This window comes from Noviherbaspirillum denitrificans (assembly GCF_002211445.1).
In the GTDB taxonomy this organism is placed as follows: domain Bacteria; phylum Pseudomonadota; class Gammaproteobacteria; order Burkholderiales; family Burkholderiaceae_D; genus Noviherbaspirillum; species Noviherbaspirillum denitrificans.
On the sequence record NZ_LSTO01000001.1, the window covers coordinates 538,782 to 563,615 of the forward strand.

24 protein-coding genes and 1 pseudogene are annotated in these 24,834 nt (G+C 56.6%); 10 read left to right on the forward strand and 15 right to left on the reverse strand.

The window, feature by feature from the left end; all coding sequences use genetic code 11:
- Nucleotides 1-63: 63 nt before the first annotated feature.
- The 6 genes from AYR66_RS02705 (at nt 64) to AYR66_RS02730 (ending at nt 5,622) form a co-directional block, all read left to right on the forward strand.
- Nucleotides 64-813, forward strand: coding sequence for a creatininase family protein (locus AYR66_RS02705; protein ID WP_088706236.1), 750 nt, complete (start codon nt 64-66; stop codon nt 811-813).
- Nucleotides 814-854: 41 nt separating this feature from the next.
- A complete protein-coding gene (locus tag AYR66_RS02710; protein WP_088706237.1) occupies nt 855-1,319 on the forward strand; it encodes a RidA family protein in 465 nt (154 codons plus the stop codon).
- 8 nt (nt 1,320-1,327) lie between these two features.
- A complete protein-coding gene (locus AYR66_RS02715) occupies nt 1,328-2,419 on the forward strand; it encodes a redoxin family protein (RefSeq protein WP_088706238.1) in 1,092 nt (363 codons plus the stop codon).
- Nucleotides 2,420-3,243: 824 nt separating this feature from the next.
- Nucleotides 3,244-3,504, forward strand: a complete 261-nt coding sequence (gene infA, locus AYR66_RS02720; protein ID WP_088706239.1) for a translation initiation factor IF-1 — start codon at nt 3,244-3,246, stop codon at nt 3,502-3,504.
- Nucleotides 3,505-3,589: 85 nt separating this feature from the next.
- Nucleotides 3,590-4,978: an ATP-dependent RNA helicase DbpA gene (dbpA, locus tag AYR66_RS02725; RefSeq protein ID WP_088706240.1), complete on the forward strand. Its 1,389-nt coding sequence runs from the start codon at nt 3,590-3,592 to the stop codon at nt 4,976-4,978.
- Nucleotides 4,979-4,986: 8 nt separating this feature from the next.
- Nucleotides 4,987-5,622 (forward strand): class I SAM-dependent rRNA methyltransferase, encoded by a 636-nt coding sequence (locus AYR66_RS02730; RefSeq protein ID WP_088706241.1) that lies wholly within the window; start codon nt 4,987-4,989, stop codon nt 5,620-5,622.
- A gap of 62 nt (nt 5,623-5,684) precedes the next feature.
- On the opposite strand, the gene AYR66_RS02735 is transcribed toward AYR66_RS02730, so the two are convergent.
- The 10 genes from AYR66_RS02735 to AYR66_RS02785 all read right to left on the reverse strand — a co-directional run bounded on the left by AYR66_RS02735 (nt 5,685) and on the right by AYR66_RS02785 (nt 16,334).
- Nucleotides 5,685-5,999, reverse strand: coding sequence for a hypothetical protein (locus AYR66_RS02735; protein ID WP_141104007.1), 315 nt, complete (start codon nt 5,997-5,999; stop codon nt 5,685-5,687).
- A gap of 519 nt (nt 6,000-6,518) precedes the next feature.
- Nucleotides 6,519-6,728 carry a cold-shock protein gene (locus AYR66_RS02740; protein ID WP_088706243.1) on the reverse strand — a complete coding sequence of 70 codons (210 nt, stop codon included), beginning with the start codon at nt 6,726-6,728 and terminating at the stop codon, nt 6,519-6,521.
- A gap of 667 nt (nt 6,729-7,395) precedes the next feature.
- The gene (locus AYR66_RS02745; RefSeq protein WP_088706244.1) at nt 7,396-7,647 is read right to left on the reverse strand and encodes a hypothetical protein; all 252 of its coding nucleotides are present in this window, start codon (nt 7,645-7,647) and stop codon (nt 7,396-7,398) included.
- A 237-nt stretch (nt 7,648-7,884) separates the two neighbouring features.
- Nucleotides 7,885-9,030, reverse strand: a complete 1,146-nt coding sequence (locus AYR66_RS02750; protein ID WP_088706245.1) for a glutathione-independent formaldehyde dehydrogenase — start codon at nt 9,028-9,030, stop codon at nt 7,885-7,887.
- Nucleotides 9,031-9,171: 141 nt separating this feature from the next.
- On the reverse strand, nt 9,172-9,735 hold the full coding sequence (locus AYR66_RS02755) for a hypothetical protein (RefSeq protein ID WP_206047031.1): 564 nt from the start codon (nt 9,733-9,735) through the stop codon (nt 9,172-9,174).
- A gap of 34 nt (nt 9,736-9,769) precedes the next feature.
- Entirely contained in the window at nt 9,770-10,939 is a 1,170-nt protein-coding gene (locus AYR66_RS02760) for a zinc-dependent alcohol dehydrogenase (protein WP_088706246.1), read from the reverse strand.
- A gap of 1,537 nt (nt 10,940-12,476) precedes the next feature.
- Nucleotides 12,477-13,415 (reverse strand): pyridoxal-phosphate dependent enzyme, encoded by a 939-nt coding sequence (locus AYR66_RS02770; protein ID WP_088706247.1) that lies wholly within the window; start codon nt 13,413-13,415, stop codon nt 12,477-12,479.
- Nucleotides 13,416-13,443: 28 nt separating this feature from the next.
- Nucleotides 13,444-14,688 carry an MFS transporter gene (locus AYR66_RS02775; protein WP_088706248.1) on the reverse strand — a complete coding sequence of 415 codons (1,245 nt, stop codon included), beginning with the start codon at nt 14,686-14,688 and terminating at the stop codon, nt 13,444-13,446.
- A 4-nt stretch (nt 14,689-14,692) separates the two neighbouring features.
- On the reverse strand, nt 14,693-15,484 hold the full coding sequence (locus AYR66_RS02780; protein WP_088706249.1) for a 2OG-Fe(II) oxygenase family protein: 792 nt from the start codon (nt 15,482-15,484) through the stop codon (nt 14,693-14,695).
- A 4-nt stretch (nt 15,485-15,488) separates the two neighbouring features.
- Nucleotides 15,489-16,334, reverse strand: coding sequence for a 2OG-Fe(II)-dependent halogenase WelO5 family protein (locus AYR66_RS02785; RefSeq protein ID WP_088706250.1), 846 nt, complete (start codon nt 16,332-16,334; stop codon nt 15,489-15,491).
- A 226-nt stretch (nt 16,335-16,560) separates the two neighbouring features.
- On the opposite strand from AYR66_RS02785, the gene AYR66_RS02790 reads away from it, so the two are divergent.
- Nucleotides 16,561-16,920 (forward strand): helix-turn-helix domain-containing protein, encoded by a 360-nt coding sequence (locus AYR66_RS02790; protein WP_088706251.1) that lies wholly within the window; start codon nt 16,561-16,563, stop codon nt 16,918-16,920.
- Here the strand turns inward: AYR66_RS02790 and AYR66_RS02795 are convergent.
- The 4 genes from AYR66_RS02795 to AYR66_RS02810 all read right to left on the reverse strand — a co-directional run bounded on the left by AYR66_RS02795 (nt 16,826) and on the right by AYR66_RS02810 (nt 20,730).
- Nucleotides 16,826-17,647 carry an IS3 family transposase gene (locus AYR66_RS02795; protein WP_088706252.1) on the reverse strand — a complete coding sequence of 274 codons (822 nt, stop codon included), beginning with the start codon at nt 17,645-17,647 and terminating at the stop codon, nt 16,826-16,828. The two genes, AYR66_RS02790 and AYR66_RS02795, sit on opposite strands and share 95 nt — an antisense overlap.
- Nucleotides 17,644-17,958 carry a DUF1153 domain-containing protein gene (locus tag AYR66_RS02800; protein WP_088706253.1) on the reverse strand — a complete coding sequence of 105 codons (315 nt, stop codon included), beginning with the start codon at nt 17,956-17,958 and terminating at the stop codon, nt 17,644-17,646. Before AYR66_RS02800 ends, AYR66_RS02795 begins: the two co-directional genes overlap by 4 nt.
- A gap of 163 nt (nt 17,959-18,121) precedes the next feature.
- Nucleotides 18,122-19,273: a Fic family protein gene (locus AYR66_RS02805; protein ID WP_088706254.1), complete on the reverse strand. Its 1,152-nt coding sequence runs from the start codon at nt 19,271-19,273 to the stop codon at nt 18,122-18,124.
- Between the two features lie 497 nt (nt 19,274-19,770).
- Nucleotides 19,771-20,730: a LysR family transcriptional regulator gene (locus AYR66_RS02810; RefSeq protein ID WP_088706255.1), complete on the reverse strand. Its 960-nt coding sequence runs from the start codon at nt 20,728-20,730 to the stop codon at nt 19,771-19,773.
- A 158-nt stretch (nt 20,731-20,888) separates the two neighbouring features.
- On the opposite strand from AYR66_RS02810, the gene AYR66_RS02815 reads away from it, so the two are divergent.
- The 3 genes from AYR66_RS02815 to AYR66_RS02825 all read left to right on the forward strand — a co-directional run bounded on the left by AYR66_RS02815 (nt 20,889) and on the right by AYR66_RS02825 (nt 24,485).
- Nucleotides 20,889-21,851, forward strand: a complete 963-nt coding sequence (locus tag AYR66_RS02815) for a Bug family tripartite tricarboxylate transporter substrate binding protein (RefSeq protein WP_088706256.1) — start codon at nt 20,889-20,891, stop codon at nt 21,849-21,851.
- Between the two features lie 5 nt (nt 21,852-21,856).
- Entirely contained in the window at nt 21,857-22,915 is a 1,059-nt protein-coding gene (locus AYR66_RS02820; protein WP_088706257.1) for a methyltransferase, read from the forward strand.
- Between the two features lie 370 nt (nt 22,916-23,285).
- The gene (locus AYR66_RS02825) at nt 23,286-24,485 is read left to right on the forward strand and encodes a tyrosine-type recombinase/integrase (RefSeq protein WP_088706258.1); all 1,200 of its coding nucleotides are present in this window, start codon (nt 23,286-23,288) and stop codon (nt 24,483-24,485) included.
- A gap of 67 nt (nt 24,486-24,552) precedes the next feature.
- Here AYR66_RS02825 and AYR66_RS02830 read toward each other — a convergent pair.
- A pseudogene (locus AYR66_RS02830) lies at nt 24,553-24,834 on the reverse strand (hypothetical protein); the annotation flags it as partial.

The following is a 24,834-nucleotide window of genomic DNA, read 5'->3' on the forward strand; positions in this document are numbered from 1 at the left end:
ACCTCATCCATGTCAACGCATCCGGCTCAGCAAAAGCAAGGGCCGGACAACGAAGGAGCTCACATGCTTTTACATCTCTCCACCTGGTCCGAAATCGAGCAGTTCCTCGAACGCAGCCGGACCATCGTCGTGCCGATCGGCTCCAATGAACAGCACGGCCCCACCGGACTGCTCGGTACCGACTGGCTGTGTCCGGAAATCATTGCGCACCAAGCGGAAAAGTCGGCCGACATCCTGGTCGCGCCCACCTTCAACATCGGCATGGCACAGCACCACCTTGCCTTCCCGGGAACCATCTCACTGCGTCCGTCCACCTTCATCGCGGCGCTCGGCGACTGGATTCGTTCACTGGCGGGACATGGCTTCGAACGCATCCTGTTCCTGAACGGACACGGCGGCAACATCGCATCGATCGAAGCGGCGTTCGCCGAGGTGTATGCCGAAGCCAGCTTTGCGAAGCGTCGCGCCGGCTATGCATTGAAGCTGAATAACTGGTGGGATTTGCCGGGCGTCGTCGAACTGGCGCGCGAACAATTCCCGACCGGGCATGGGTCGCACGCGACACCGGCGGAAATCGCCGTCACCGAATGGGCGTTTCCCTCCGCGCGCAAATCGGCCGACTACGCGCCGCCGATTGCGCCGTCCGGGCCAATTCGTGAAGCGCTTGAATTCCGCGCCCGCTTTCCGGACGGCCGTGTCGGTTCCAACCCGCGACAGGCGACACCGGAGAAAGGGGAGGCGCTGGTCATGCTCGCCGCGCAAAGCCTGATCAAGGAACTGGACGCCTTTACCCATGAGCCGGTTCCGGCGTGAACGTGAGCTACCCGCAACGCACATTCAACCGAGGAGCATGCATGAATCAGCACGACGTCTACCAACGCTTGAAGGAACTTCGCATTGAACTGCCGCCTTCAGGCGCGCCCGCCGCCGCATACACGATGGCATGCCAAAGCGGCAGCCTGGTGTACCTGTCCGGCCATATCGCCAGGAGGGATGGCGCGGTATGGAAAGGCAAGCTCGGCGCAAACATGGCAACGGAGGAGGGGCGTGTGGCGGCACGCTCCGTGGCCATCGATTTGCTCGCGACCCTGCACGCCCACCTCGGCGACCTGAACCGCATCCGCAAAATCGTCAAAGTGGGCAGCATGGTGAACTCGATGCCGGATTTCATGGAACAACACCTGGTGACCAACGGCGCCTCCGAGCTGTTTGCCGAAGTCTTCGGCGATCGCGGCCGACATGCACGATCCGCATTCGGCGTGGCCCAGATTCCGTTGGGGGCGTGTGTAGAGATCGAGCTTTGCGCAGAAGTCGAGTGAGGTTTGCGATGCGACTCTCTCTCCTTGCCATGCTGTTGGGCGTTGCCATTGTGATTGCCGGTGCCGGTTTCCCATATCGCGGCGCGCACGATGCAGTTGCCGCCGACATCGCAACGAACCCGGCCGCGGCCAGCCTTTACCCGCAAGGCAGCATGCCAAACTTGTCAGGTGCCGACACCTGGCTGAACTCGGCACCACTGACGCCGGCACAGTTGAAAGGCAAGGTCGTGCTGGTCGATTTCTGGACGTACTCGTGCATCAACTGCATCCGCACCATCCCTTATATCCGCGCATGGGCAGACAAGTACCGCGACAGCGGGCTGGTGGTGCTCGGCGTGCACACACCGGAGTTCCAGTTCGAGCAGGACCTGAGCAACATCCATGCGGCGATGGATCGCTTTCGCATCGATTTTCCGGTTGCCGTCGATAGCGGGTATCGCATCTGGCAGTCGTTCGGCAACCGTGCCTGGCCCGCCGTCTACCTCGTCGATGGCGGGGGCAATATTCGATACCGCCAGTTTGGCGAAGGAAGCTATGAGAGCACGGAGCGGGCGATCCAGGCGCTATTGCGGGAAGCCGGAAAAAATAGCTTTAATACCGCACTTGTCCATCCTGTCGCCACGGACGAACAAATGGCGCCGGACGTCAACCAGATACGCTCCGGCGAAACCTATGTCGGGTATGCGCAAGCGACCGGGTTTCGATCCCCCGAGAGCGTCAGGAAAAACGCCGAGCAGGCTTACACCACCGGCAAGCTTGGATTGAACGATTGGGGACTGATCGGCAACTGGACGGTGCATACCGACCGCGCCACAGCGGGGCAGCCCGAGAGCGGCATCGCCTACCGGTTCAGCGCACGCGACCTGCATCTCGTGCTCGGACCGGGCAAGTCGGGCAACCCGGTTCGCATCCGGGTCACCGTCGATGGCCACGCGCCCGGCGCCAACCATGGCGCGGACATCGACGAGCAGGGCTACGGCGTCGTTACGCAAACCCGGCTGCACCAGCTCGTGCGGCAGGTTGGCGACGTCAGGGAGCTGCGTTTCGAGGTCCGCTTCCTCGAGCCGGGAGCCGAGGTTTATGCATTTACCTTTGGCTGACTAAATCACATTCGACGGCTGGCGTTGGTATCTCACTGGTCTCTGCGGATTTATAAGTAAGGTCGGGCAGGCGGTATGCGCGTAGATGAGGATGTGAGTCATCGTTTTACGTTGTGTGCAAGCTTTCCACCGAACGCCTTCATTGCCCGGAAAGGCGTTTTCCCACAGAAACCGCATATGACGGAGACCGAAAGAGCAATACCGGGTCGTTGGTCGGCTTCGTGTAAAGGTAGTTCCAGGACACAGAACGCCGAAAGCCGTCGTTCAACACCACATTAACCGCCCCGGCCAAGGTGCGTGAATACAGAAGTGGCTGAGAAATTAAAACAATTTATTTGAATTTGTGCGCTGCACAAAAATTGTGGTACACTGCATTTGCGCTGAAGGCCTTACGAATTTCAGCGTGTCTCGTTGAACTGAGTTGCAGTAGTGTAGAGCTGTACCGCTCGCGTGTTCGACGGACTTTGAATTCCAGATATGTTGGTCGATTTACACCTTGGGTGCACTACACAGATAGTCTAGGCGCCCAAAGCACTGCACCATGCAGATAGCATGGGCTGGTGCGAAGATTGAAGCACTGGCAATACATTGAGACGAAGCCCGCACCTAGCGGGCTTTTTTCAAGTCCGTATGTGTATGGTTGTATTTCACACCATCACCCTCTACTCCGTATCCGAAGCGCCAAAGACAGAGATCGCTCTGCTTTTCGCTTTGCGTCCATTGCTTAGTTGCTAGCTCTATCCCACGAAGCTACAGCGCCGCAAGCAACAACGTCCACGCCGTTTTGCGTTGACGAACCTCATAGCCAACCCAGGAGTCATCGTATGGCAAAAGAAGAACTGATTGAAATGAACGGCGTCGTCATTGAAGCACTTCCCGAATTACGTTTTCGTGTCGATCTGGACAACGGTCACAAACTGGTTGCTTATACTTCTGGAAAAATGAAGAGGAACCACATCCGTATTCTGGCAGGGGATAAAGTGACTTTGGAGCTTTCGCCCTACGATCTCAGCAAAGGCAGAATCACCTTCCGCCATATTGAAAAGCGCAACGCGCCGCCGACCAGGCCTCTGCGATACCGCTAATTTGGTTTTCAGGGGCAGATCCCATGCCCCGTTCAACCTATGAACACATTGGCTTCGCCGATACGAAGCGACACGCATACTCACTTTGAATACCACGCCCTTTTCCAGTTTGCCGCTGCTGCCGGCACTATTGAGCAATCTCGACAACCTCGGTTATCGCGAGATGACCGATATCCAGGCGCAGAGCCTGCCGCTGATTCTGGAGCAGCGCGATCTGATTGCCCAAGCCAAAACCGGCAGCGGCAAGACAGCCGCATTTGGCATCGGCATCCTGCACAAACTTAACCCGGCCTACTTCGCTATTCAAGCGCTGGTGCTCTGTCCCACGCGGGAACTGGCGGACCAGGTATCGAATGAATTGCGTCGACTGGCCCGCTTTGCCGAGAACATCAAGGTACTCACGCTATGCGGTGGTACATCAATGAGGCCACAGATCACCTCGCTGGAGCATGGCGCGCATATCGTCGTCGGCACGCCCGGGAGGATTCGCGATCACCTCGGGCGCGGCACCATCGATTTATCCGGGTTGCAAACGCTCGTGCTGGATGAGGCCGACCGCATGGTTGACATGGGCTTTTATGAAGAGATCTCCGGCATTGTCAGCGCCTGCCCGGCACGGCGCCAGACGCTCCTGTTTTCTGCCACCTATCCAGACGATATTCGCAAGGCGAGCGCTTCCTTTTTGAGAGAGCCGGCTGAAGTGAAAGTGGAGGCGCAGCACGACGCCAGTCGGATCGAACAGCGTTTTTATGAAGTGGATAGCGATGGACGCAACGCCGCTGTAGCGCAGTTGCTCAGTCATTACAGGCCGGTATCGACACTGGCCTTCTGTAATACCAAGATTCAGTGCCGCGAACTGGCCGCCGAATTACGCGAACAAGGTATTTCCGCACTGGCGCTGCATGGTGATTTGGAACAACGGGAACGCGATGAGATCCTGGTGCTGTTTGCCAACCAGAGTTGCTCTGTCCTGGTAGCTACCGATGTCGCGGCCCGTGGACTGGATATTCAGACGCTGGGCGCAGTCATCAATGTCGATGTGTCGAAAGACACCGAGGTACATATCCATCGCGTGGGCCGCACCGGCCGGGGTCAGGATAAAGGCCTGGCACTCAACCTGTGCAGCCCCAATGAAAAGAAATGGGTAAAGCTGATCGAGGCATATCAGGGCGGGCCTGTGCAATGGTTCGAGCTGGCATCGATGGAATCCGCGGAAGGTGGCGCGCTGCGCGCACCGATGGTGACGCTGTGCATCTCAGGCGGAAAAAAGGACAAGCTGCGTCCGGGCGATGTTCTGGGGGCGTTGACCGGGGATGCGGGTCTGACCAAGGAACAGGTCGGCAAGATCAATGTGTTCGAGTACATGACCTATGTGGCTCTGGACAGACGTATCGCGGATAAGGCGTTTGCTCGACTAGGTACCTGCAATATCAAGGGCAGGAATTTCAAGATGAGATTTATTTCTACGATGTAAAGCCACGCATGCTCACCATCACCATCAAACAGGGTAAGGAAAAAGGCCTGCTTTCCGGCGACCCATGGATTTACGTCTCGGCCATTGAAAAGGTCGACGGCAAGCCGCAGGAGCGCAACAGACCGGGCGCCACGGCGATCGTGCAGTCCTCGGCTCGCCAGTTCCTGGCCCGCGCGGCGTATAACGCCAAATCGCAAATCGCCGCCCGCGTCTGGACGTTGCGCGAGGACGAGCCGGTTGACCATGCGATGATCAAGCGGCGCGTACAGGCTAGCGTGAGTCTTCGGGCCGATGCGCTGCGCAACGCCGACGCACAGGCGCTGGTCCAGCTGGTCGATGGCGAAAAGGACGGCTTGCCGGGTCTCCTGGTGCACAGTTATGGCGGCACTGCAGGCTATCTGGTTTGCCAGTTCAATGCCGGTGGCGTCGACCTGTGGAAGGTGCCTGTCGTGCAGGCGCTCCTACATGCCACGGGCTGCCGCAACGTATATGAACGCTGCGATCCACTGTTACGCAAGGGCGAAGGATTGTCGGTGACGCCGCGCGCACTGGCAGGCGACGAACCACCCCAGCGCCTGATGGTGCGCGAGGGCAGCCGTCTGGTACCAATGGATATTCGTACCGGCTTCGTCTACCCACGCTGAGCGGCACACTGACGCTCAACAATACAGAAAGTGGGCGTCCAAAGGCAACACGCTTCCTGAGCCTAATGAATGGAAAACGCCGGCACGGTCGGAAGCGACTTCACCACCTCTGACACATTTCCTTCGGAGTCTTTTGCGGCCATCAGGCGGACCCATCCCAGCACTTCATTGATGCTCGCCAACCCACTGTATAACGCAGCGCGAGCCACGCAATACACCTGCATTTCGCTGATCCCGACATCCGAGGTTGCCAAGCTTGACTGTTCGAGTTCGTGCATGCGCATTTCGATGTCATCCAGGTCCCTGCTTAGTTTGTCGCGCAGGGACTGCATGCTTGAAACAGCATCGGTGGTGTCACAAAGGTCCATTTTTTCCATGTTCAGCGCTCCAGTCTTGTCGGTAACATGTTTCTTGCACTTAAAGCCTGCGCTCACATTGCAGTTTGATCATACCTGCAACAGCGCATGTATGTCGGAGTGATCCACCATTAATCTGCGAGGGTGTCGTCGTGGCGCCTCGGTATGTTGGGATCAGAGGCGGCTTATCTCACTCAAAACGGAGCAATAAATGCAAGAAAGCCCGCCGAAGCGGGCTTTCTTGCTACTCATCGCAACATCGCAGCAACCCATGCTATCTGCGTGGTGTTCCTGATCGCGCCATGAATGAGTAAAGACCACATTGCTGGGTCTGGGCAAATATGACTTATCGTCTTCAGCGTGGTATTCCTCAACCCGTGCTATCTGCATGGTGTCTCCGGCCAAGATGGGCGACAACCCATGCTATCTGCGTGGTGTCCTCGCTACTTGAACTTTGCCGCGCTGGCTATCGGGAAGAACCGTTTCCGGCTTCACGACCGATGAATCATTTCAACTGCCGCGTACTGCGGCCGTCGACTATTAGATGGGACGGATGTTGCTGGCCTTCTCGCCTTTCGGACCAGTGCTACGCTCGAATGAGACGCGCTGGTTTTCAGCCAGACTCTTGAAGCCGGTAGATTGAATGTCCTGGAAGTGCGCGAACAAGTCGCCACCGCCGTTATCCGGAGTGATAAAGCCGAAACCTTTGGAATCATTGAACCACTTCACTGTGCCAGTTTGAATACTCATGTTATTTCCTTGTTTAAAAGATAAGGGCAAAGCCCGAAACGCACCCGAAACCAAGGGGAACTAACTGAAGGGATTCAAACGGGAATGGCTCTTTGAAAGAGCAAGACAGGAGAGAGGCCAACGACGGTTACGGCTTGATGCAAGTGCAGGCACTCAATATACACGAAATATGGAGAGCGGGTCACTTTTTCTGCTTTTATTTCAGGGGGTTATATCTTTCGTGTGGTAAACATGTGTTCGCAACGTGGTGCATCCGGTCACTTAATTGCCTGCGCTACTCGGCATCGGAGATACACGAACCCGACGCGCCCGCTCACAATGGCGATTCAATTATCGGGGTGTATGGACCTGCACTGGATCCATCGAAATCCCTCATGCTTGGCGATGGCGGCGATTTCGATCGGCCCACCGCAGCCCGAACTGATGCTCCGTCTGGATACAGTTTGGAGGAGGGCATGTGTCGCCCCTCAGATTCACTTCCCACACTTCCGCGAGCGACCGCCTGGAGGAGTAGCCGCATAAACGCAACCTGGTCCAGGTAGTCGCCCCGTGGGGAACGGATTTTTCTTCAAAAAGAAAGCGCCGCAGTTTCACTGCGACGTCGTGAATGGTGTAGTGCGCCGGGTAGATCATACGGACTACTCTTGTTTCCGGGCTACGCGGTGACTCAGCTCCTGCTCGATCTCCTCATGATCGCGTCTACGTCGGACTTGGCTTGATACTGGCTGTTCCCTTCGCGGTAAAGCACACCACCGATTCTGATGAGCCTTTCGAATGTTTCCTCAGGCAGGTTGTCGTGCGACTCTGAAAGCAACCGGGCCAACTCTTCGATAACGTTGGAAAGCATCGGGCCGGCCTCTTCCAGTGCGATCGTACCGGCATGCTGCCTAAACAGTCCAACCACACGATCAGGGGTCATTGCGCGCTCCAATAATTGTCAGTATTCAGTGTACGCCGGTTTGCAGTTACGAGAGCACATTGGGTGACTGGTCTAACCACTTTGCATTTACCTTTGGCTGACCAATCCCCCTCAGAGGCACCTTGGCGGATAGCCGTCAGCGCCGGATTTGACAGTGCGACGCACCTTTTTCCTGCCGTATCGGTATGTGTGCCGATGACGATGTGAGTCGTCGTATCAAGATCAGGAGAACTCCTCTCATCTTCCGGGCTTCAGGATGACTTTCGTCCAACCGTGGTCACGCGCGTCGAAATGCTGGTAGGCCTCTGCCGCCTTGCTCAGTTCGATCTCATGTGAAACGATGAACGAGGGCTTCGCCCTGCCGGCATGGATCAGGTCGCGCAGCTGGCGGTTGTAGGCTTTGACATTGCACTGCCCGGTGGCGATACGCTGGCCCTTGAACCAGCTCATTCCCCAGTCGAACACGATCTCGCCCTTCTTGGCCAGGTCGTTGGATGCGCCTGGATCCTGTGGCGAGAATACGCCGACCACACCGATGCCGCCGGTGAACTTCACCGACTTGACGAGGTTGTTCATGGTCAGATTGGGAATCTCGTGTCCGGCGGGATCATGGCATTGATAGCCGACACACTCGCAGCCGACATCGGCGCCCAGCCCATGGGTAAGCTCCATGACGCGATCGACCGGATTGACCTTCGAATCGTCGATGGCGATCGCGCCTATCGACTCGGCCAGCCGGAGCCGGTCGGGGTGGCGATCGACCACCATCACCATGCAGGCGCCCTTGATCATCGCTGCATGCGCGGCCATCAACCCGACCGGACCCGAGCCGTAGATGACGACGGCGTCGCCCGGCCGCATGCCGGCAAGTTCGGTAGCATGCCAGCCAGTCGGAAAGATATCGGCCACCATCACATAGTCGCTCTGCTTTTCCTCGGCATCGGGCGGCAGCTTCAGGCAGTTGAAATCGGCCCAGGGAACGCGCAGGTATTCCGCCTGGCCGCCCTGATACGGCCCCATGTCGGCGAAGCCGAAGGCGGCGCCTGCCATGCCCGGCTGGGGATTGGCGGCCAGGCAGTATGCGGTCAATCCCTTTTCGCAATTCCGGCAATGTCCGCAGCTGATATTGAACGGCATGCAGACCCAGTCCCCGACTGCAAGGCGCTCAACGGCGGACCCCACTTCCTTGACCCGGCCGAGATTCTCGTGGCCGAAAATCCTTCCCGTTTCGAAGTCGGTCCTGCCTTCGAACATGTGCAGATCCGAACCGCAGATATTGGTGCTTGTGATCTGCACGATCACATCGGTCGGCCGCTCGATTTTCGGATCGGGAACGTTCTTCACGCTGACATCGCGCGGCCCGCTATACACTACAGCTTTCATCATGGTTCTCCAGTTGACACGCGACCCTGTCCGGCGCGTCGCCCTGGATTGCCGGGCCCCGCGAGCCGTACCGGAAAGCGCTACTACATGACCCGCGCCGGTTGCGCACGGGGCTTCGATTTCAGGATATCCAGCGCCGGTTCAATACCGGTATGCGCGCGCATTCCGCCGCTTGAGCAGGAAATAGCCAGCGCCGATCACCGCGGACGCCACCGCTGCCTTGCCGATGAGCCCTGCGCGGTTGTGTTGCCATTCGGCCTTGATGCCCATTTCGGCGAAGACATTGGGAATGCGGCCGCGCGTGAGGTCCTGTCCTATGCCTTCCACTACGTTGATCCGGTCGGCCAGCAACAGGAGCATCCAGTGGCGGACGTCGTTCTCGCTGTATCCGTACGCGACGTCGCGTATTTTTCCGCTGATGCCGCTGGGCGGCGTGCTGGTCCCGAACACCGGTGTGACGCCGGGCCGTTCGACAGAGTGGTATACCTTCATGTTCAACGGCTGTTCTTCAACATCGTGCCAATGCAAGCCCTCCAGCCGCGGCGGCGTCCTCTCCATGGGATAGGCCGGACGGTTGTTGGGATCGAGATCGGCCCCCCATCCCTTGATATGGGAAAAATCAGCGGCCGATTTTTTATTGTCGTCACGTTCGCGCCTTGTTGCGCTATGGTCGCGCTGGGTGGTCGGGCGGGTTTGAATGTCCATGTCGCATCACTCCTTGGAATGGGTTGAATTCTGTTCAGTGCACGGTTTCCATACGCGGCGCGCCGGGCGGGACCAGGATGGTCTTGATGCAGTTATCCAGCTTGCTGGAGAACACGTGATACGCGTCCGACACTTCCTCGAGCGGCACCCGATGGGTGATGATCTTCCTCGGCTCCAGGTTGCCCGCACGGATATGCTCGAACAAGCGCGGCAGGTGGCGCTTCACGCTGGCCTGGTTCATACGCATCGTGATGCCCTTGTTCAGCGCATTCCCGATCGGCACGATGTTGAACGGCGGCCCATATACGCCGACGATGGACACGGTGCCGCCCTTGCGCACCGAATTGATCGCCCAGTGCAGCGCCGTAGCGGCGCCGGCCTGCCATTTCAGGTATCTGCCGGTAAGCCGCTGCAGCGCGCTGCCGGCGGCTTCGCAACCTACCGCATCGATGCAGACGTCGGCGCCCAGCCAGTCGGTCATCTTCTTGATATGGATGGCCATGTCGTCGACCTCGCGGAAGTTGATCACCTCGCATTGCGCGAAATTCTTGACGAATTCCAGCCGGTATTCCACGTGGTCGACCACGATGACGCGCCCCGCGCCCATCAGCCATGCCGACTTCGCGGCAAAGATGCCGACCGGGCCGGCGCCGAAAACGACCGCGGTGTCGCCTTGAGCAATTTCGCCCATTTCCGCGGCCTGGTAGCCGGTCGGGCAGGCGTCCGTCAACAGAACGGCGTCGTCGGGATGAATATCCTTGGGAATGACCGTCGGATTGATGTCCGCCAGCGGCACGCGGACAAACTCGGCCTGGCCGCCGTCATAGCCCCCCGTCGTGTGCGAGTAGCCGTAGATGGCGCCGACGGCGGTCGCCTCGGGATTGGTGTTATGGCAGTTGCTGTACAACTCGTGCTGGCAAAAGAAGCAGGAGCCGCAAAAAATATTGAAAGGCACGAGCACATGGTCGCCCACCTTGACGTTCCGGACCGATGGGCCGATCTCTTCCACGATGCCGGTGAACTCATGGCCGAAGGTCATGCCGACCCTGGTGTCGGGAACCAGGCCATGATAAAGATGCAGATCCGATCCGCAAATGCACGCACGCGAGACGCGAACGATCGCATCGTTCGGGTGCTCGATTTGCGGATCCGGCTTTTGCTCTGCGCGTACCCTGTAGGGCCCCCGGTAATTCATTGCCAGCATAAGACGCTCCTGTCCATGAAATAAAGACGGCAGCCATCCGCAGACACATGGCGGACCCCACATCCGTTCCTTACGGACGGACGACGCTGCCTACGATTCATTGCCCGATACCATGTGCCGTTTTGCCGCAATATCGACAAGCCGCTCACGCTGCGGCAACCCGCAAGCGCCGGACCCGGCAGTCTTTCGTGGTGAGTTAGGGCGGCCTCGTACCGCAGGACGGATACTGGCGGCCAGCATTATTCGACGCGACAGGGAACTGTTGCTACCCGGTTTGGTGGCAGGTCCGATATGACCTGCTGGCCATGGCTGCTTGTTTGCCGGGCATGACGAGAGCCGTCATCGCAGTGTTCGATGTCCCGCGTCCTGAACAAAACATGAAGATGCAGGCGACATCACGGATTTGGTGAAAATTGAGAACAGCTTTGCAGATAGAAGTTCAACGAAAAGGCTGAGCATGGCGCGTTACGAAGCGATGGCTGCGCGGCGCGTGACTGCAAGAAAAGCCGCAGGAGTTAAACGAGGGATTGGTTCCTGCACGAGAATATTCCTCTATGCGTTCTCTGCTGAGGAAGCTTCGGAACGGCGACCGAACTTATCCTGGCTCGCCAAGTGTCAGATTGCTTCGCAAAACTCTTTATAAGAGGAAGGTTCGACTTGTTCTGGTCTGGAGAAGGGATAACCGGCATCGTCCGTGCGGTTCTGGCCGATATAGCCATGTCGGCACTGTTGAGCGGCCGGCTGCCATTCAACATGCGGTCTCACGAGTGCGCAAGCGGGCGAAGTACCCCGTAGCACGTCATGTGCAGCGAAGGGTTACATATCACCGTGCGCTCGGCGTAGAAGGGAGTGATACCCATAGAGCGACAACGACGACCAGCCAGATGATACCGTGGACAGCGACAATAAGTGACGAACTTCGAGACGGGAAGAAAGTGTTTGCACCGAACGTGGCGGGAAGAAAAAGCCAAATGAGAAACGATGCGTTAGCCAACGTGCCAGACGCCCCAAGGGACAGGCGGGGCGCAACAGTAGCCAAGCCACCGATCACGAACCAACATAGCAAGAGAACAACGAAGAACACTATGCGAGTCCCCGTCCTCTTCGAATTGGAGCTGTCAGTGTTCACAATAATCCCTAGCTAGGGCATCCGCGCCTTGTAGCAGCGTCGGCTGCAATGGTTTGTTAGGTCTCACGAAACCCCAAAGGCGAGGCAAGCTTTGAGCGTAAAAGGCCGGAGAAGACCAATTCCTGACTGTAGCCCATGGCGATGAAGAATGTCGTCGGGGGAGAGTGTCATGGCTCGCACTGGACATGTGCCCTGCACATCGGAGGCGGTCATGAGTGGTGCGACATCCGCGTTGATACCACCACCAAACACCTACACGCCTGCAGCCTTCGCCTCGCGAATGACCTTGCGCGCAGCTTCGCCTACGGCGGCAAAGTCCTCGGCGGGGGCTTCCATTGCGCTTCCAGGAAAGGAAATAAGGTGTTTCACTATCGGTTGATGCCTCGATTGAGGTTTTTTTCGTTCGACTCAGCGGGATGATGTAGTTTTCGGACTCGGGAAGGCGAAGGCTTGCAGGTCACTGTACCTCGTACTGGTGCCGCCGCACAGGATAATAAGCACATTGGCTGCGGTGCACAGCACGTCGACATTTCGCTGCATAGCAGCGGCCACGGCAGCGCCGCATGCGGGCTCGACGATTAGTCGATGCTCGTCCGCGATGTCGAGGCAGGCTCGTACGGCATCATCGTCACTTACGGTCGTCGCGATCACCTCGTGTTGCTTCGTCCATTCGAACGCGCGCTTACTTACCTGCCGAGCGCCCAGCGACGTTGCAATGCTCGTGATGGCTTCCAGGGTAACTAAATTGCCGGCGGCTATTGCGGCATTAAGGGAATGCGAACCAGTTGTTTCCACTGCCACGAGTGGTACGTCTTGCCAACCTATTGCATGCATGCCGTGGAGTACACCGCACATCAAGCCGCCACCTCCAACTGATAACACGACCACGTCCGGCTTGGGGCCTTGTGACGCTGCTTCCGCGATCATGGTGGCATGCCCCTCCCATAGTAGAGGGTCGTCGAAAGGATGGATGAAAGCATCCGTCGGAAGCCGCATCGCCATCAAATACGCATTGGCCTCCATCCAACTCTTGCCGTGAACGACAACTTCTGCGCCTTGTCGACGGATTAACATCTTAGGCCACTCACGCGTGGACTCTGGCACGACGACTACGACTGGAAGGCCAAGCCGTTGTCCGGCATATGCGACGGCAAGCCCAGCATTGCCGCCGGATGACGACAGTAAACGGTGCGCACCACGCGCCGCATGTACTTCACATGCATGCCCTACGCCGCGGAGCTTGAACGAGCCACTCGGCTGAAGTGCCTCCAGCTTCAGCCAAATACGCTGATCTGGAGTGCTAAAGGCATCAGATTCGATAAGAGGCGTTTGTATATGGATTGGCATTGGCTCGAAAAGACTGGAATGCTATTGGCTATGCTTGACGTACCTGAATTCCCGCAATCGCAAAAATCTTTGCTCGCTGAATCGTCAACAGAAATGTCAGGTATCCAACCAACGAAAGAATTGCAAGTAGCAGCATACTGGTGCGATATGCATCGACAGCACCAAGCATAGGGTGCAACGTCGTCACAACTACACCAAAGCCCCATTGCCATAGGAATACTCCTGCAAAGAGAAGCAAGTTAAAGAACGCAATAGCTTTGCCTGCTTCGCTCGGTGCAAAGCGCTGACCCACAAGAGGATGTGTGACGGACAAAGGCCACGCGACAACGCAATAGACTGCAAACGAAAGCCAGTGTGCGTCGGTTCCCCAATACGCAATTAGAAAAAGGAGCATGATACTAAGTGGCGTCCAGATCTTTAAGATTCGCTCGCCATCTTCTGCCGACTTGTTAATCTTTGGGGATAGGTAGCCCATCACAAAGAAGACGATGAGCATGATGCCATTTATGTACATTAGCTTGGTCGCCGCTTCTCTGGAACTGAGCTCACCGAGCGTCGTGAGCCATGGGCCTACCCAAAGAGTTTGTACTGCTACAAGGATTGAGTAGTTGAACAATCCCATGGGACCGATAGACGCCATATAAGGGTGTTTTAATATAGCTTTGTAGTTGCTCACCAAATTGGTTGCGGCGGATGCCTTGATTGCCTGCTTTGGGGTAAGCAAAGCCACAAGAATTGCAACGAGTGCAAACAGCGCGCCGATTACGACGAACAGTTGGCGCCACCCTAGTGATGTGGCGATGCCTTCGGCCGGCAATGTTCCCAACACCAGGCCGAGCGCACCGGACATCAGCATCCATGCATTGATTCGCTGTTGATCGCTCGGCGTAGTCCATAGCCTTGCAGCAGTCAATGGGGCAATCAAACATGCGCTGACTCCCACACCGCTTAAGACACGTGCGTCTACCAGCAGATGAAAAGAGGTTGCTGCTGCAAACAGGAAGCATGACGCTGCGGCGATGCTAAGGGATGCGATCAAGATGAAGCGAGCACCGTACTTGTCAATCCAGGCACCCATGGGCAACTGCAATAGTGCGAAAGACGCAAAATATGCTCCAGCAAGCAGTCCCAGCTCCGCGGGATTTGTTTGGAACTCGGATATGAATACTGGCGCAAGTGCTGCGGTCACTCCGCGCAGGAGGGAAGACAGCAAATAACCTGCAGCAAAAATCGCAAAAACAACGCGGATGCCGCTGGCACCTGGTGCATTCATAGAATCAACTCCACACGGTCAGGCGCTCATTGACGCCTCGGTAGCCCAGGAAGGCAGATATGGTGAGGCGGTCGCCCCCCTCTCCCGCGAGGACTGCATGCATCTTGCGCGCGTTGAACAGAATCAGATCTCCGTTTTTTGGCTTTACAGTAAAGTCAGGCGGTTCAAGCAACTCAAGAGGAACGCCGTAACGTTGCCCCCTGCGTTCAAGGAATTCCTCGTCCGAGATCTCGTTCATCCACATTGCGAGCTCACCGCCAGCCTTGGGAATATCGACATAAACATTGATACCGAATTGGCTAATCAGACTTGCCGCTTCGGGTGTATTGGGGGCATGACGGCCGAACATGTCGTGGTGGGCCAATAGTGGAATGCCTGGCTTCATGCAACGCGACAGGCCAACGAACATCTTCTTGCCGTACAAATCCTGCAAACCGCATCCACATGGCCATATTTCGTCAAAATTGCAGCGCAAGGTATCGATCGGGCAAGGATGAGGAGCGCATGCATTTCTAAGCGTGTTTATGTTTTCTAAGGCTGTTGCAAAGTAGTGATCAACAATTTCTTGTTTACGTCCCGTTTCGAAATATGACATCCCGATGCGTCCAACGGATGGAGCGTTCAAATAATCGCTGTACCCCGTCGACTTGAGGCCTTTGGAGATAGTCTTACAGGCCTCTGGGGTGATGAAGCCTGGAATGCGAAGGACCTGGATTTCATGGCTAATCAATGCGCGGAGATTAGAAAGACTCAGGGTGGCTTCTTCAATTACCAATTCTTTGTCAAGTACTTCCATTCTCTTAGCTCCAATAGGTCAAAGGCTTGTCGTCCCCACGATAGGCGACGAAGAAGGAAAGCGCCAACCGGTCCTTATCCTGTGGTGATGCGACTGCGTGGAGTTTATGCGCGTCGAATATAAGCAAATCTCCGGTATTTGGTTTGAGAACGACATCAGGAGGTGGCAGATCCTTGATATTGATGCCATATTCCCCCTTGCGTTTTTCGTCGAACTCGGCAATGGGCATGTTCTTATGCCACATGAGGAGTTCGCCGCCTCTATTGGGCATTTGGACGTAAACATTCGCGCCAAATTGAGAAATGACAGACTCCGACTCCGACATCCGGGGCGCATCATCCGCGAATATGTCGTGATGGGCGAGGAAAGTAGTCCCAGGTTCTACCATCCTGGATAGTCCAACGAACATCTTCCTTCCAAACAGCGTTTGCAAGTTCGCGCCCGCCGGCCAAACCTCGTCCAGCAAGCAACGCACCGTGTCCATAGGGGAGCCTACGGGCTCGCAAGCTACTCTTAATTGTTCCTGACATTTCCGGGCAGTTGCGAAATATTGGTCTATCAGTGTCTCTTCATGCTCGGTTTCGTAATACGCCATGCCAATTCTTCGCACTTTTTCAACGTTAATGTATGGCTTATATCCGAGCTCGATAGCTCCATTTGAAATGATCTCGCATGTTTTCGTGCTGATGAAAGAATGAACTTGAATGATCCGAATTTCGTTTTTTGCCAACTGCCGAAGGTGATCTGCTGAAAGATGCTCCCTGGTAGTCCTTAATATGTACTCGTGACCTCTCGGTTGATTGTCGTTGGACTCGACGTGTTTTTTTGTATCAACAAAAGCGGCTTCCATCTCTCCCTTTCTCTTCTTAGACTAGATATTGCAATATGAATAACGCCGGAAAATTAATAAAATGCCATCCTGCGTTGCCTTCATGTAAGGCTTTATGGTTGGTAGGGCCGGTATTGAGGTGCGTCGCGACATCCTTGCTGCCCCTATAGTCTAAGTGCATATTTTTATTGTCAAAATATACATATTCGCAAATTGCATGTGCAAATTTGCACGTTGAATTCCCCCTATGACGTTATCCAATACGAATACAGATGCTCGCCAAGCGACTTGTGCTTCAACTAAATTAGATTGGGACGATCTCCGTTATGTACTTGCGGTGGCACGAACCGGATCGCTTTCTGGTGCTGCGCGGGAGCTTGCTGTACGGCATTCCACTATGCTGAGGCGCATCGATGCCATTGAAGAGAAGTTGCAGACGCGTCTGTTTGAGCGATTGCGAAGCGGCTATGAGACAACGGAAGCCTGTAATGACCCAGCGAAACCTGCACAGGTTAGGCTGCTAAAGCGAATACTTCAGCAGGTGTCTTCATTCCCAGCGCCTGGTGCGGACGTCGAGTGTTATAAAAGCCAATCCAGTCAGCAATGACCCGGCTGGCATGCTGCAACGTCTCGAAGCGCTGCCGATGTACGCATTGCTCCTTCAACGTCCTGATCACGCGCTCGATCATGCCGTTCTGCTCGGGACAGTGCGGCGTGATGAACTCCTGTCTCAACCCATAGCTGCGTACCAAGGCGGTATAGCTGCGACTGGTGAAGACCAGGCCGTTATCTGAACGAAGCAGAAACGGAGATTGCACTCGCCCCAATGTTCCGTAGCGCGCGATCAATGCCTGTTCCAAGGCTGATTCAGCCGTCTTGGCCTTACCGGATCGGGATAGATGCCAACCCAGCAGTTCACGGGTATGGCAATCAATTACCAACGCCAACACGGCCCACCCATCACGCCCGGCCCAGACTCGACACAAGTCGGTGGCCCAGCGCTCGTTGGGACGTTGCGCTACGGACGGCAAGGCTTGTATGCGTGGTCGAAAACCGATCGGCCGCTTCTTGACCTGCCAGCCCATCAACTGGAAGATCCGCTGCACCGTGTTCTTGTTGAAGTCCAGCAGGTGCGCCACCGTGCGATAACCGAAGGACGGGTTCTCTTCGATCATCGCCTTGATCGGTTGGGCAAAGCAGGTCTGCACCTTCGGCGAGCCCTTGACCGGCTTGTAATAGACCGTGCGACGCGGCACCGCAAACCACTGGCAGATCTTGCTGATCGAGACGTCAAAACCGTCCTGCTTGAGTCCCTGGCGGATCGTCTCGATCACTTCTCGTCCTCGCCCAGCAGGGACTGCAATTTTTTTCTGGCGCGCAGCTCCAGCATTGCTTCACCGTACGCTTCCTGCAGTTCCTTGATCTGCCGCTCGTACTGTTCCTTGATATCCAGCGGCTTGGCTCTCAGAGCGTTCTCAAGACCCTTGCGGCCTTCTTCCACCCATTCCTCGACCTCAGATGGGGGCAAGTCGTACGTCCGGCTCGCCTCCGCTACGCTGGTCTTGCCCTGGATGATCTCGGTCACCAACGCCGCTTTACGCTTGGCTGTCCATCGTTTGAATTCTTCTTCCATTACCGTGCTCATGTGACTTCCTTACAGAATTATCACCTGAGCAGGTTTTCAGTGGGTCATTACACCGACGGGCAGCATCGATCTTGTAACCGCGGGCCTTCCATCTCCAGGCTTAAGTTGTTCACCAAGTCCGGGGCGCCACCAATTTGAGCCAGCGCTTTCGGGTTTGAATCTGTCATTCTGACGGAGCCCAGTCCGGCATATTGATCCAGTATCGCGTGGACTTCCCCTTCCCGGACACAACGAAAACCCCAAGCTTTGCCAAGGTGCCGAGGTCTCGTGAAGCGGTCGCGGGCGAAACCTTCGTCAGACTGCAATACTTGCGTGTGCTCATGCCCCCATCGAAGCCTTGCGGCCCCGCATCGAGCAAGACATTGACCGCCTTACGCTGCGCATCGGTGAGTGAAATTCCCGCATGCGTTGTCCAGAACTTCGCCTTTTCAAGCGATCGATCCAAGATGCGCGCCGATTCCTCGCATGCGAAACGGAACTGGCTGATGAACCAGCAAAGCCATTCTGTGATATCCAAGTCCCCCTTCTGCGCGCGCTCGAGTTCACGGTAATACTCATCGCGCGCGGTGGCCATACGTCGGGAGATGCCGAACAGGCGCGTCGCCTGCCGGATATCCTGCGCCAGCGCCATATCGATAATGGCCCTGCCGACACGACCGTTGCCATCCTCGAATGGGTGCAGAGTTTCAAACCACAAGTGCGCGATACCGGCACGGACCAAACCGTCTGAATGTGGGGTGTTGGCGTCAGCGGAAGAGGTATTGAACCACGCGAGAAACACGTCCACTTCTTTTTCAACGCGCTCTGCCGGCGGCGCTTCGTAATGCACCGTCTCCCTGCCTTCGGGGCCGGACATGACTGCGATGTAATCGTCACGGAAGGCGCCAACCTTGATCTGTCGGATGGTCGAATAGCCCGTTGGGAACAAGGCAGCTTGCCAGCTGAACAGCCGCGCACGCGTCAGCGGTTCGGACCAATGACGGGACGCATCGGCCATCGCATCTAGCAATCCTTCGACGTGGCGCGATACCGGCCCGGGCGGCGGATTTTCCAGCCCGAGACGGCGCGCGACAGAAGACCGAACTGCATCGAGGTTCAGTTTTTCGCCCTCGATCTCTGCGGTGGCGACCGCTTCGGATACCCACACCTCGTTTTCCGCACCAGGCAGCGCGTGCAGGCCGATGGCTTCCGCCTTGCCCAGCAACACGCCCTGTGCACGGCGGGCAGCGCCCAGTACAACAAGTACCCTTCCGTGGTCGAACCGGAATTCAGGCCAGTTTGGCTGTTGCCAGACGTATTGAGGTGAATTGGGCATTAATACGCGTCACATTGTGAGGTGTATTTAACACTATACACCATTCACCTCGCATTTTGATGTGTATTGCGAGCGTTTTCACATCACGCATCAGCGTTGCATCACTAAAAGGGCGAATCACCAAACACGCAAGTGTCCTCTCACAACTTATTATATTAACAACATAATGTTTAGAAACAGTAATGGCCTCTCAAGCTCTTCCTCGCGCCCTCGAAGGTTCCATTACTAGCCCACAGGTCGTAGTTCTACGCCGGCGAATTGCTCATTCGCTGCATGTGAAAGCAAGACCCGTCACTGACGGAATCCTGCTGATAGGCGTCCATTGGACAACAGCGAACATTAAAGCGACTTAGCCTTATTGCGGTACGATTACCAATTGGGCGCCGGGGGAAGTCTTGAGGCAAACTGCCCATGGCGTTAGGCTAGGCCTGCGGCGCGTACGCTTCGTCCGATGGCAAGTGCGCATGCTTAAGGCAACCTGCTTGCGGTTCAACCCATCAGCGTCCTCCAGACGCGCGGGTACGGCGCTGTCCCCACCACTGCGGTTGCTGCGGCTGCTGCTTCTCCCCGGGAAACAAGTCGACCAGAAAATCAATGAAAGCCTTTACCCGGGGAGTATTGCGATGGCTGAATGGATAGAACAGCTGAACGGGCGGAGTGCCGATTACCTTCCAATCGGTCAATACCGGTACCAGCTGCCCGCTACGTAAAAATGGCTGTGTCGTTAGCTCCGAAAGACGTACCACACCATGGCCGGCCAGCGCAGCAGCGAGGATCGTGTCGCGGTGGTCGCTAGAGAGCCATCCTGATAGCGTCACCGATACTCTTTCATCTCCCCTTTCGAATTCCCAAAGGTCAAGTACCGTGCCCATTGGATTGCGAAACAGATGGCAGGTATGTGCCGCCAGTTCCTCGGGGCGGCTTGGCACAACGTGATCCGCCCAGTACGCTGGAGATGCGCACACCATCATGCGATTGGCGCCTAGCAGTTGACGGACAAGATTGGGCTCGTCATGCCAGCCCATCAGCACAAACAGGTCGATCGCCTGCCCTGCCGCTTCTGCAACTCGGTTGATTGTACGCAGGTTCAGCGCAAGTCCAGGATAGCGCCGGTGAAAAATAGGCAAGGCAGGTAGTATCCAATGCTGAGCAATCTGCGAGGGCAGGCCGATAGTAAGCGTCCCGTCCAGGCTGGATGCATGCAGTTTAAGGGTCTGCTCTGCTTCGCTGAGATTGCCCAATGCCTGCTCGCAGGCCGCAAGATAATCAATTCCTTGGGATGTAAGGACGAGGCCGCGCGCCTTGCGCTCGAACAGTCTCGTTCCGAGTTCTTTTTCCAGGTGAGCGATCAGTTTAGACACGGCAGCGACGCTGACTTCCAGCTGCCGCGCCGCAGCCGACAAGCTTCCTTCCCGGGCAGCAACCACAAAGTATTCGGCAGCGCGAAACTTGTCCATGACAAATGAGTGGGGAGAGGCGGTCTGAACAAGTTTAACCTAAAGTTAAAGCCGTGTTTTCCACCCGGCCCCTTCCTCGTGCAGGCCGCGTGGACTATTCTGCCTTCGTCGCCCGGTAGTCAAGCAAGCGCTTTTCCAACTTCTAATTGGAGTTAGCCATGAAAACCCTAATCGTCTCAGCCCTCATTGGCTTATCAATCGCTGTGTCCGGGCAAAGCGCCCTTGCCGCTAGCTGGCCCGACAAGCCCGTCAAATTGATCGTGCCATTTCCTCCGGGCGGCCCTTCGGACGCCGCTGCGCGAACGGTAGCGGAAGGTCTTTCCATTCGGTTAAAGCAGTCAGTGATAGTAGAAAACCATGCAGGCGCCGGCGGTACGTTAGCAGCACAAACGGTCTTGCACGCTCAGCCCGATGGACAGACGCTGTTGTGGGCAGTTGCTTCAATGGCTGTCATTCCACTTCTGCAAAAAAGCCCTCCTTTCACAACGCTTGGGGATTTTGAGCCGGTGGGCATGGTGGGCCGCTTCGGTTTCGGACTTTTCGTGCATCCGTCTGTTCCCGCCAATACCGTCGCCGCACTGACCGAGCAGGCGCGTGCAGCGCCCGGCAAGCTTACTTACGCTACCGGTGCGCTGAGCGAATACCTGGTCACAACCGATTACATGAAACGTACGGGAACGGACATGATGCGAGTCCCCTACAAAGGTGGTGCTCAAGCGATGCCGGATGTGGTGGCGGGACGAGTACAGGTTTTCTTCACCCCACTGAGCCTGGGTTTGCAGCAGGCACGCGCCGGACAATTGCGCTTGCTTGCCGTGCTGCAGTCGACCCGCAGCCCGCTTGCTCCCGACGTGCCAACCTTGGATGAAGCGGGCGTTCCGGGCGTGGTATTGCCTTCCTGGCAGGCAGTCATGGCCCCGCCCCGCACTCCGTCTTCGATTATCGCGTTACTCGCCGGCGCATTGCAGCAAACCCTCCAGGATAAGGACATGCGCGCACGACTGGAAAAGATGGCCGTCCACATCGAGCCCTTGGCACCTGAGCAGTTGGCAAAGCAAATCGAAGCGGAGGCCGGAATGTGGCAGCGCTTTGTGCGCGATTACGACATCCCGAAGGAGTGAATGCCATGGACGCGATCGATGAGACCATGCAAGCCGACATTGGCGAGCAAAATGCGCCGGGCACGCCGGCAATTCGTCTGCTTGACATGGTGACTTCCGCCTGGATGACGCAGGTCTTATACGCTGCCTGCGATCTGGATTTGCCGGACTTGCTTGCTAATGGCACGCAGGGCCTGGACGCGCTTGCCGAACGATCCGGATGTGACCGCCTAAGCCTCTCAAGGCTGCTCGCTGGCATGGAGGCGCTGGGACTATGCACAGTAGACAAGACTCAACACTGGACCCTGACAGAGGTGGGGGAGCCGCTGCGTGCAAAAGATGAACGCAGCATCAGGGCCTGGGTGCTGTGGTGGGGGCGGTATCTATGGCCTTTATGGGGCAAGCTGAGCGAATGCGTAAGGAAGGGCGAAAGTGCACGACAACTTGTTCGGGGACAAGAAGGTTACCAGCATCTTTCCGAGGACAGCGACGCTGCCACCCTATTCCATCAGGCCATGGCGCAACTAAGCAGGATCCAGGCCGACGCCATATTGGAGGCGCAGGACTTCTCGACCACGAGACATATTGTCGATGTGGGCGGCGGGACGGGTGGTCTCTTGTTTGCCATTCTCGACAATTTCCCCCACGTCACAGCCACGCTGTATGACCTACCACATGCCATCGCAGCACTGCGGCAAAGCGCTGTACCGGCTGTTGCAGCCGGCCGCTGCGAACTTCTTGCCGGAGATTTCTTTGCAACGGTACCAGAGGGCGGCAATCTCTATCTGCTCAAGAGCATCGTGCACAATTGGGATGATCACCACGCTTTGCAGATATTGCGTAATTGCGCTCGTGCCATGCGTGCCGACGCACGCATTCTTGTCGTGGAGCGTGTGCTTCCAGAGGCCGGATTGAGATCGAATCCGGGCGCGGTTCGATCCGATCTGAACATGTTGGTGGGTTTCGGGGGCGCTGAAAGAACGGCCCCCCACCTGTGCCAGTTGATTACGAAGGCGGGATTCAACATGATCAAGATCCTGCCCACGCGTCTTGAATTCAGCTTGTTCGAGGCACGGCTAGGCTAACCACGGTAGCAAAGCCAAGCGCCATCACTTTTGCTTTCAATTGTATTGGGCGCCACGACGGGTTGGGACGCGGCGGGACTCGCTCCAAGGACATTACTGCCAGTTCGTGACCTTGTCGTCAGTGGAAGTAGCGCGATTGGTCGGGAAGAAAAGATGCTCGGGATGACGCACGATCTCAATCAAGCGACTCAGTCGATAAGCGATTGCAGTATGCTCACCTAATGCCTCCCGACGCCGTCTCTTCTTGTACAGAAACGCATCCGGATGGGTCGTCGACACATGCTGCCTCGGGTCTGCTCTCCGGCCCTCATCCCCTATGAAATTACCAATATAATGTGGGATTCAAGTCTTACGCCCCCAGGGCCTCCTAATGCCCGTCGATCCTCGTAGCCCTTCTCCTGCCAGCTCATTGGCACCCATTGAAACCGTCGTTATTCCAGCTGGCCTAGACGGCGGAGACGGCACAAATCGAGCAACTGGAAACCGGCCTCAGATCTCTGCCAAGAACGATATCAATGCGATCAAAGCGTGGCTGGCACGTTTCGCCGATACGAAAACCACGTTCGATAACTACCGGAAGGAAGCCGAACGCCTCCTATTGTGGTCGACCGTGCAACTGCAAAAGCCGATCTCGTCGCTGACGCACGAAGACTTGCTTGCGTATCAGCATTTCCTCGCCGATCCCCAACCGGCGACGCGCTGGATCATGCGGGACGGGCGGAAGTTCGGGAGGTCCCATCCAGAATGGCGCCCGTTCGCTGGTCCCCTCTCATCGTCAAGCCAACGCCAGGCATTTATCATCCTCAATACGCTGTTTTCATGGCTCGTCAATGCCGGCTACCTGGCAGGCAATCCGCTTTCCCTGTCCCGCCAACGCACAAGAAAAGCTAAACCGAGGGTGACCCGGTATCTCGAGGAAGATCTGTGGACCGAAGTTAAGCTCACCATCGATGCGATGCCAAAGGAGACCGATCGGGATCGCGAACACTACTTGCGGACGCGCTGGCTGTTCTCGTTACTCTATCTCTGTGGGTTGAGGATCTCCGAGGTTGTCGGCAATACGATGGGCGGATTCTTCTGCCGGCGCGACAAAGACGGTGAAGAACGCTGGTGGCTGGAAATTGTCGGTAAGGGCGAAAAGACGAGAATTGTCCCGGCAACCAACGAGTTGATGGGCGAGCTGGCGCGCTATCGGCGAGAAAAGGGACTTGCTCCCTTCCCCACTCCTTCCGAGGAAATTCCACTACTCTTGCCGATTGGGACTCAGCACCGTCACATGACAAGGGGTGCCGTGCATGCGCTAGTCAAGCAGGTTTTCCTGGATACCTCGCATCGCTTGAAGGCGCGCGGACCAGATTTTGAACTACTTGCTGCCCGTGTTGAAGTCGCGTCCGCACATTGGCTAAGGCATACGGCGGGATCACATATGGCGAACAGTAATGTGGATCTGCGGCATGTCCGCGATAACCTTGGCCATGAGTCAATTTCGACGACCAGTGGATATCTTCACTCGTCTGACGATGCGCGACATCGGGAAACCGAGGAGCGTCACAAAATCAAGTGGTCGTGATTGCTGCTTGCTTCACCACTACGGACAGTGACGAAGGGGGCGAAGCGGCTATCCGATGAATGGGTGCTCAACGAGCGGCAGCGTTCACCGCGGGAGCCAAAGCCGCGCTCAAGCGGCCAACGACGGCGGCCAAAGGCTCAGGCGGGAATTCGTTCTTCTTGAGAAATGTCAGCCACAGCGCCTGCCGTGAGGCGTCGTGTGCAAACTCATCCGTTAGGCCGACCGGCAGTGCATCATGGACCGCCATGCCCCGCCTTTCGAAGGTGGCCTTGATCGCTTGGTCCAACGCCTTGTGCCTTGGCGGGGTTGAGCAGGCGGGCACGAACGGATGCCGCCATATTTGGCGTGG

Bases quoted from the DNA above. Each gene is read 5' to 3' on its own strand.
- AYR66_RS02740 (WP_088706243.1), bottom strand. From the start codon at position 6,728: ATGAGTATTCAAACTGGCACAGTGAAGTGGTTCAATGATTCCAAAGGT.
- infA (WP_088706239.1), top strand. From the start codon at position 3,244: ATGGCAAAAGAAGAACTGATTGAAATGAACGGCGTCGTCATTGAAGCA.
- AYR66_RS02825 (WP_088706258.1), top strand. From the start codon at position 23,286: ATGCCCGTCGATCCTCGTAGCCCTTCTCCTGCCAGCTCATTGGCACCC.
- AYR66_RS02710 (WP_088706237.1), top strand. From the start codon at position 855: ATGAATCAGCACGACGTCTACCAACGCTTGAAGGAACTTCGCATTGAA.
- AYR66_RS02810 (WP_088706255.1), bottom strand. From the start codon at position 20,730: ATGGACAAGTTTCGCGCTGCCGAATACTTTGTGGTTGCTGCCCGGGAA.
- AYR66_RS02745 (WP_088706244.1), bottom strand. From the start codon at position 7,647: ATGACCCCTGATCGTGTGGTTGGACTGTTTAGGCAGCATGCCGGTACG.
- AYR66_RS02820 (WP_088706257.1), top strand. From the start codon at position 21,857: ATGGACGCGATCGATGAGACCATGCAAGCCGACATTGGCGAGCAAAAT.
- AYR66_RS02715 (WP_088706238.1), top strand. From the start codon at position 1,328: ATGCGACTCTCTCTCCTTGCCATGCTGTTGGGCGTTGCCATTGTGATT.
- AYR66_RS02735 (WP_141104007.1), bottom strand. From the start codon at position 5,999: ATGGAAAAAATGGACCTTTGTGACACCACCGATGCTGTTTCAAGCATG.
- AYR66_RS02815 (WP_088706256.1), top strand. From the start codon at position 20,889: ATGAAAACCCTAATCGTCTCAGCCCTCATTGGCTTATCAATCGCTGTG.
- AYR66_RS02805 (WP_088706254.1), bottom strand. From the start codon at position 19,273: ATGCCCAATTCACCTCAATACGTCTGGCAACAGCCAAACTGGCCTGAA.
- AYR66_RS02785 (WP_088706250.1), bottom strand. From the start codon at position 16,334: ATGGAAGCCGCTTTTGTTGATACAAAAAAACACGTCGAGTCCAACGAC.
- AYR66_RS02800 (WP_088706253.1), bottom strand. From the start codon at position 17,958: ATGAGCACGGTAATGGAAGAAGAATTCAAACGATGGACAGCCAAGCGT.
- AYR66_RS02755 (WP_206047031.1), bottom strand. From the start codon at position 9,735: ATGGACATTCAAACCCGCCCGACCACCCAGCGCGACCATAGCGCAACA.
- AYR66_RS02780 (WP_088706249.1), bottom strand. From the start codon at position 15,484: ATGGAAGTACTTGACAAAGAATTGGTAATTGAAGAAGCCACCCTGAGT.
- AYR66_RS02705 (WP_088706236.1), top strand. From the start codon at position 64: ATGCTTTTACATCTCTCCACCTGGTCCGAAATCGAGCAGTTCCTCGAA.
- AYR66_RS02750 (WP_088706245.1), bottom strand. From the start codon at position 9,030: ATGAAAGCTGTAGTGTATAGCGGGCCGCGCGATGTCAGCGTGAAGAAC.
- AYR66_RS02770 (WP_088706247.1), bottom strand. From the start codon at position 13,415: ATGCCAATCCATATACAAACGCCTCTTATCGAATCTGATGCCTTTAGC.
- AYR66_RS02760 (WP_088706246.1), bottom strand. From the start codon at position 10,939: ATGCTGGCAATGAATTACCGGGGGCCCTACAGGGTACGCGCAGAGCAA.
- AYR66_RS02790 (WP_088706251.1), top strand. From the start codon at position 16,561: ATGACGTTATCCAATACGAATACAGATGCTCGCCAAGCGACTTGTGCT.
- AYR66_RS02730 (WP_088706241.1), top strand. From the start codon at position 4,987: ATGCTCACCATCACCATCAAACAGGGTAAGGAAAAAGGCCTGCTTTCC.
- AYR66_RS02775 (WP_088706248.1), bottom strand. From the start codon at position 14,688: ATGAATGCACCAGGTGCCAGCGGCATCCGCGTTGTTTTTGCGATTTTT.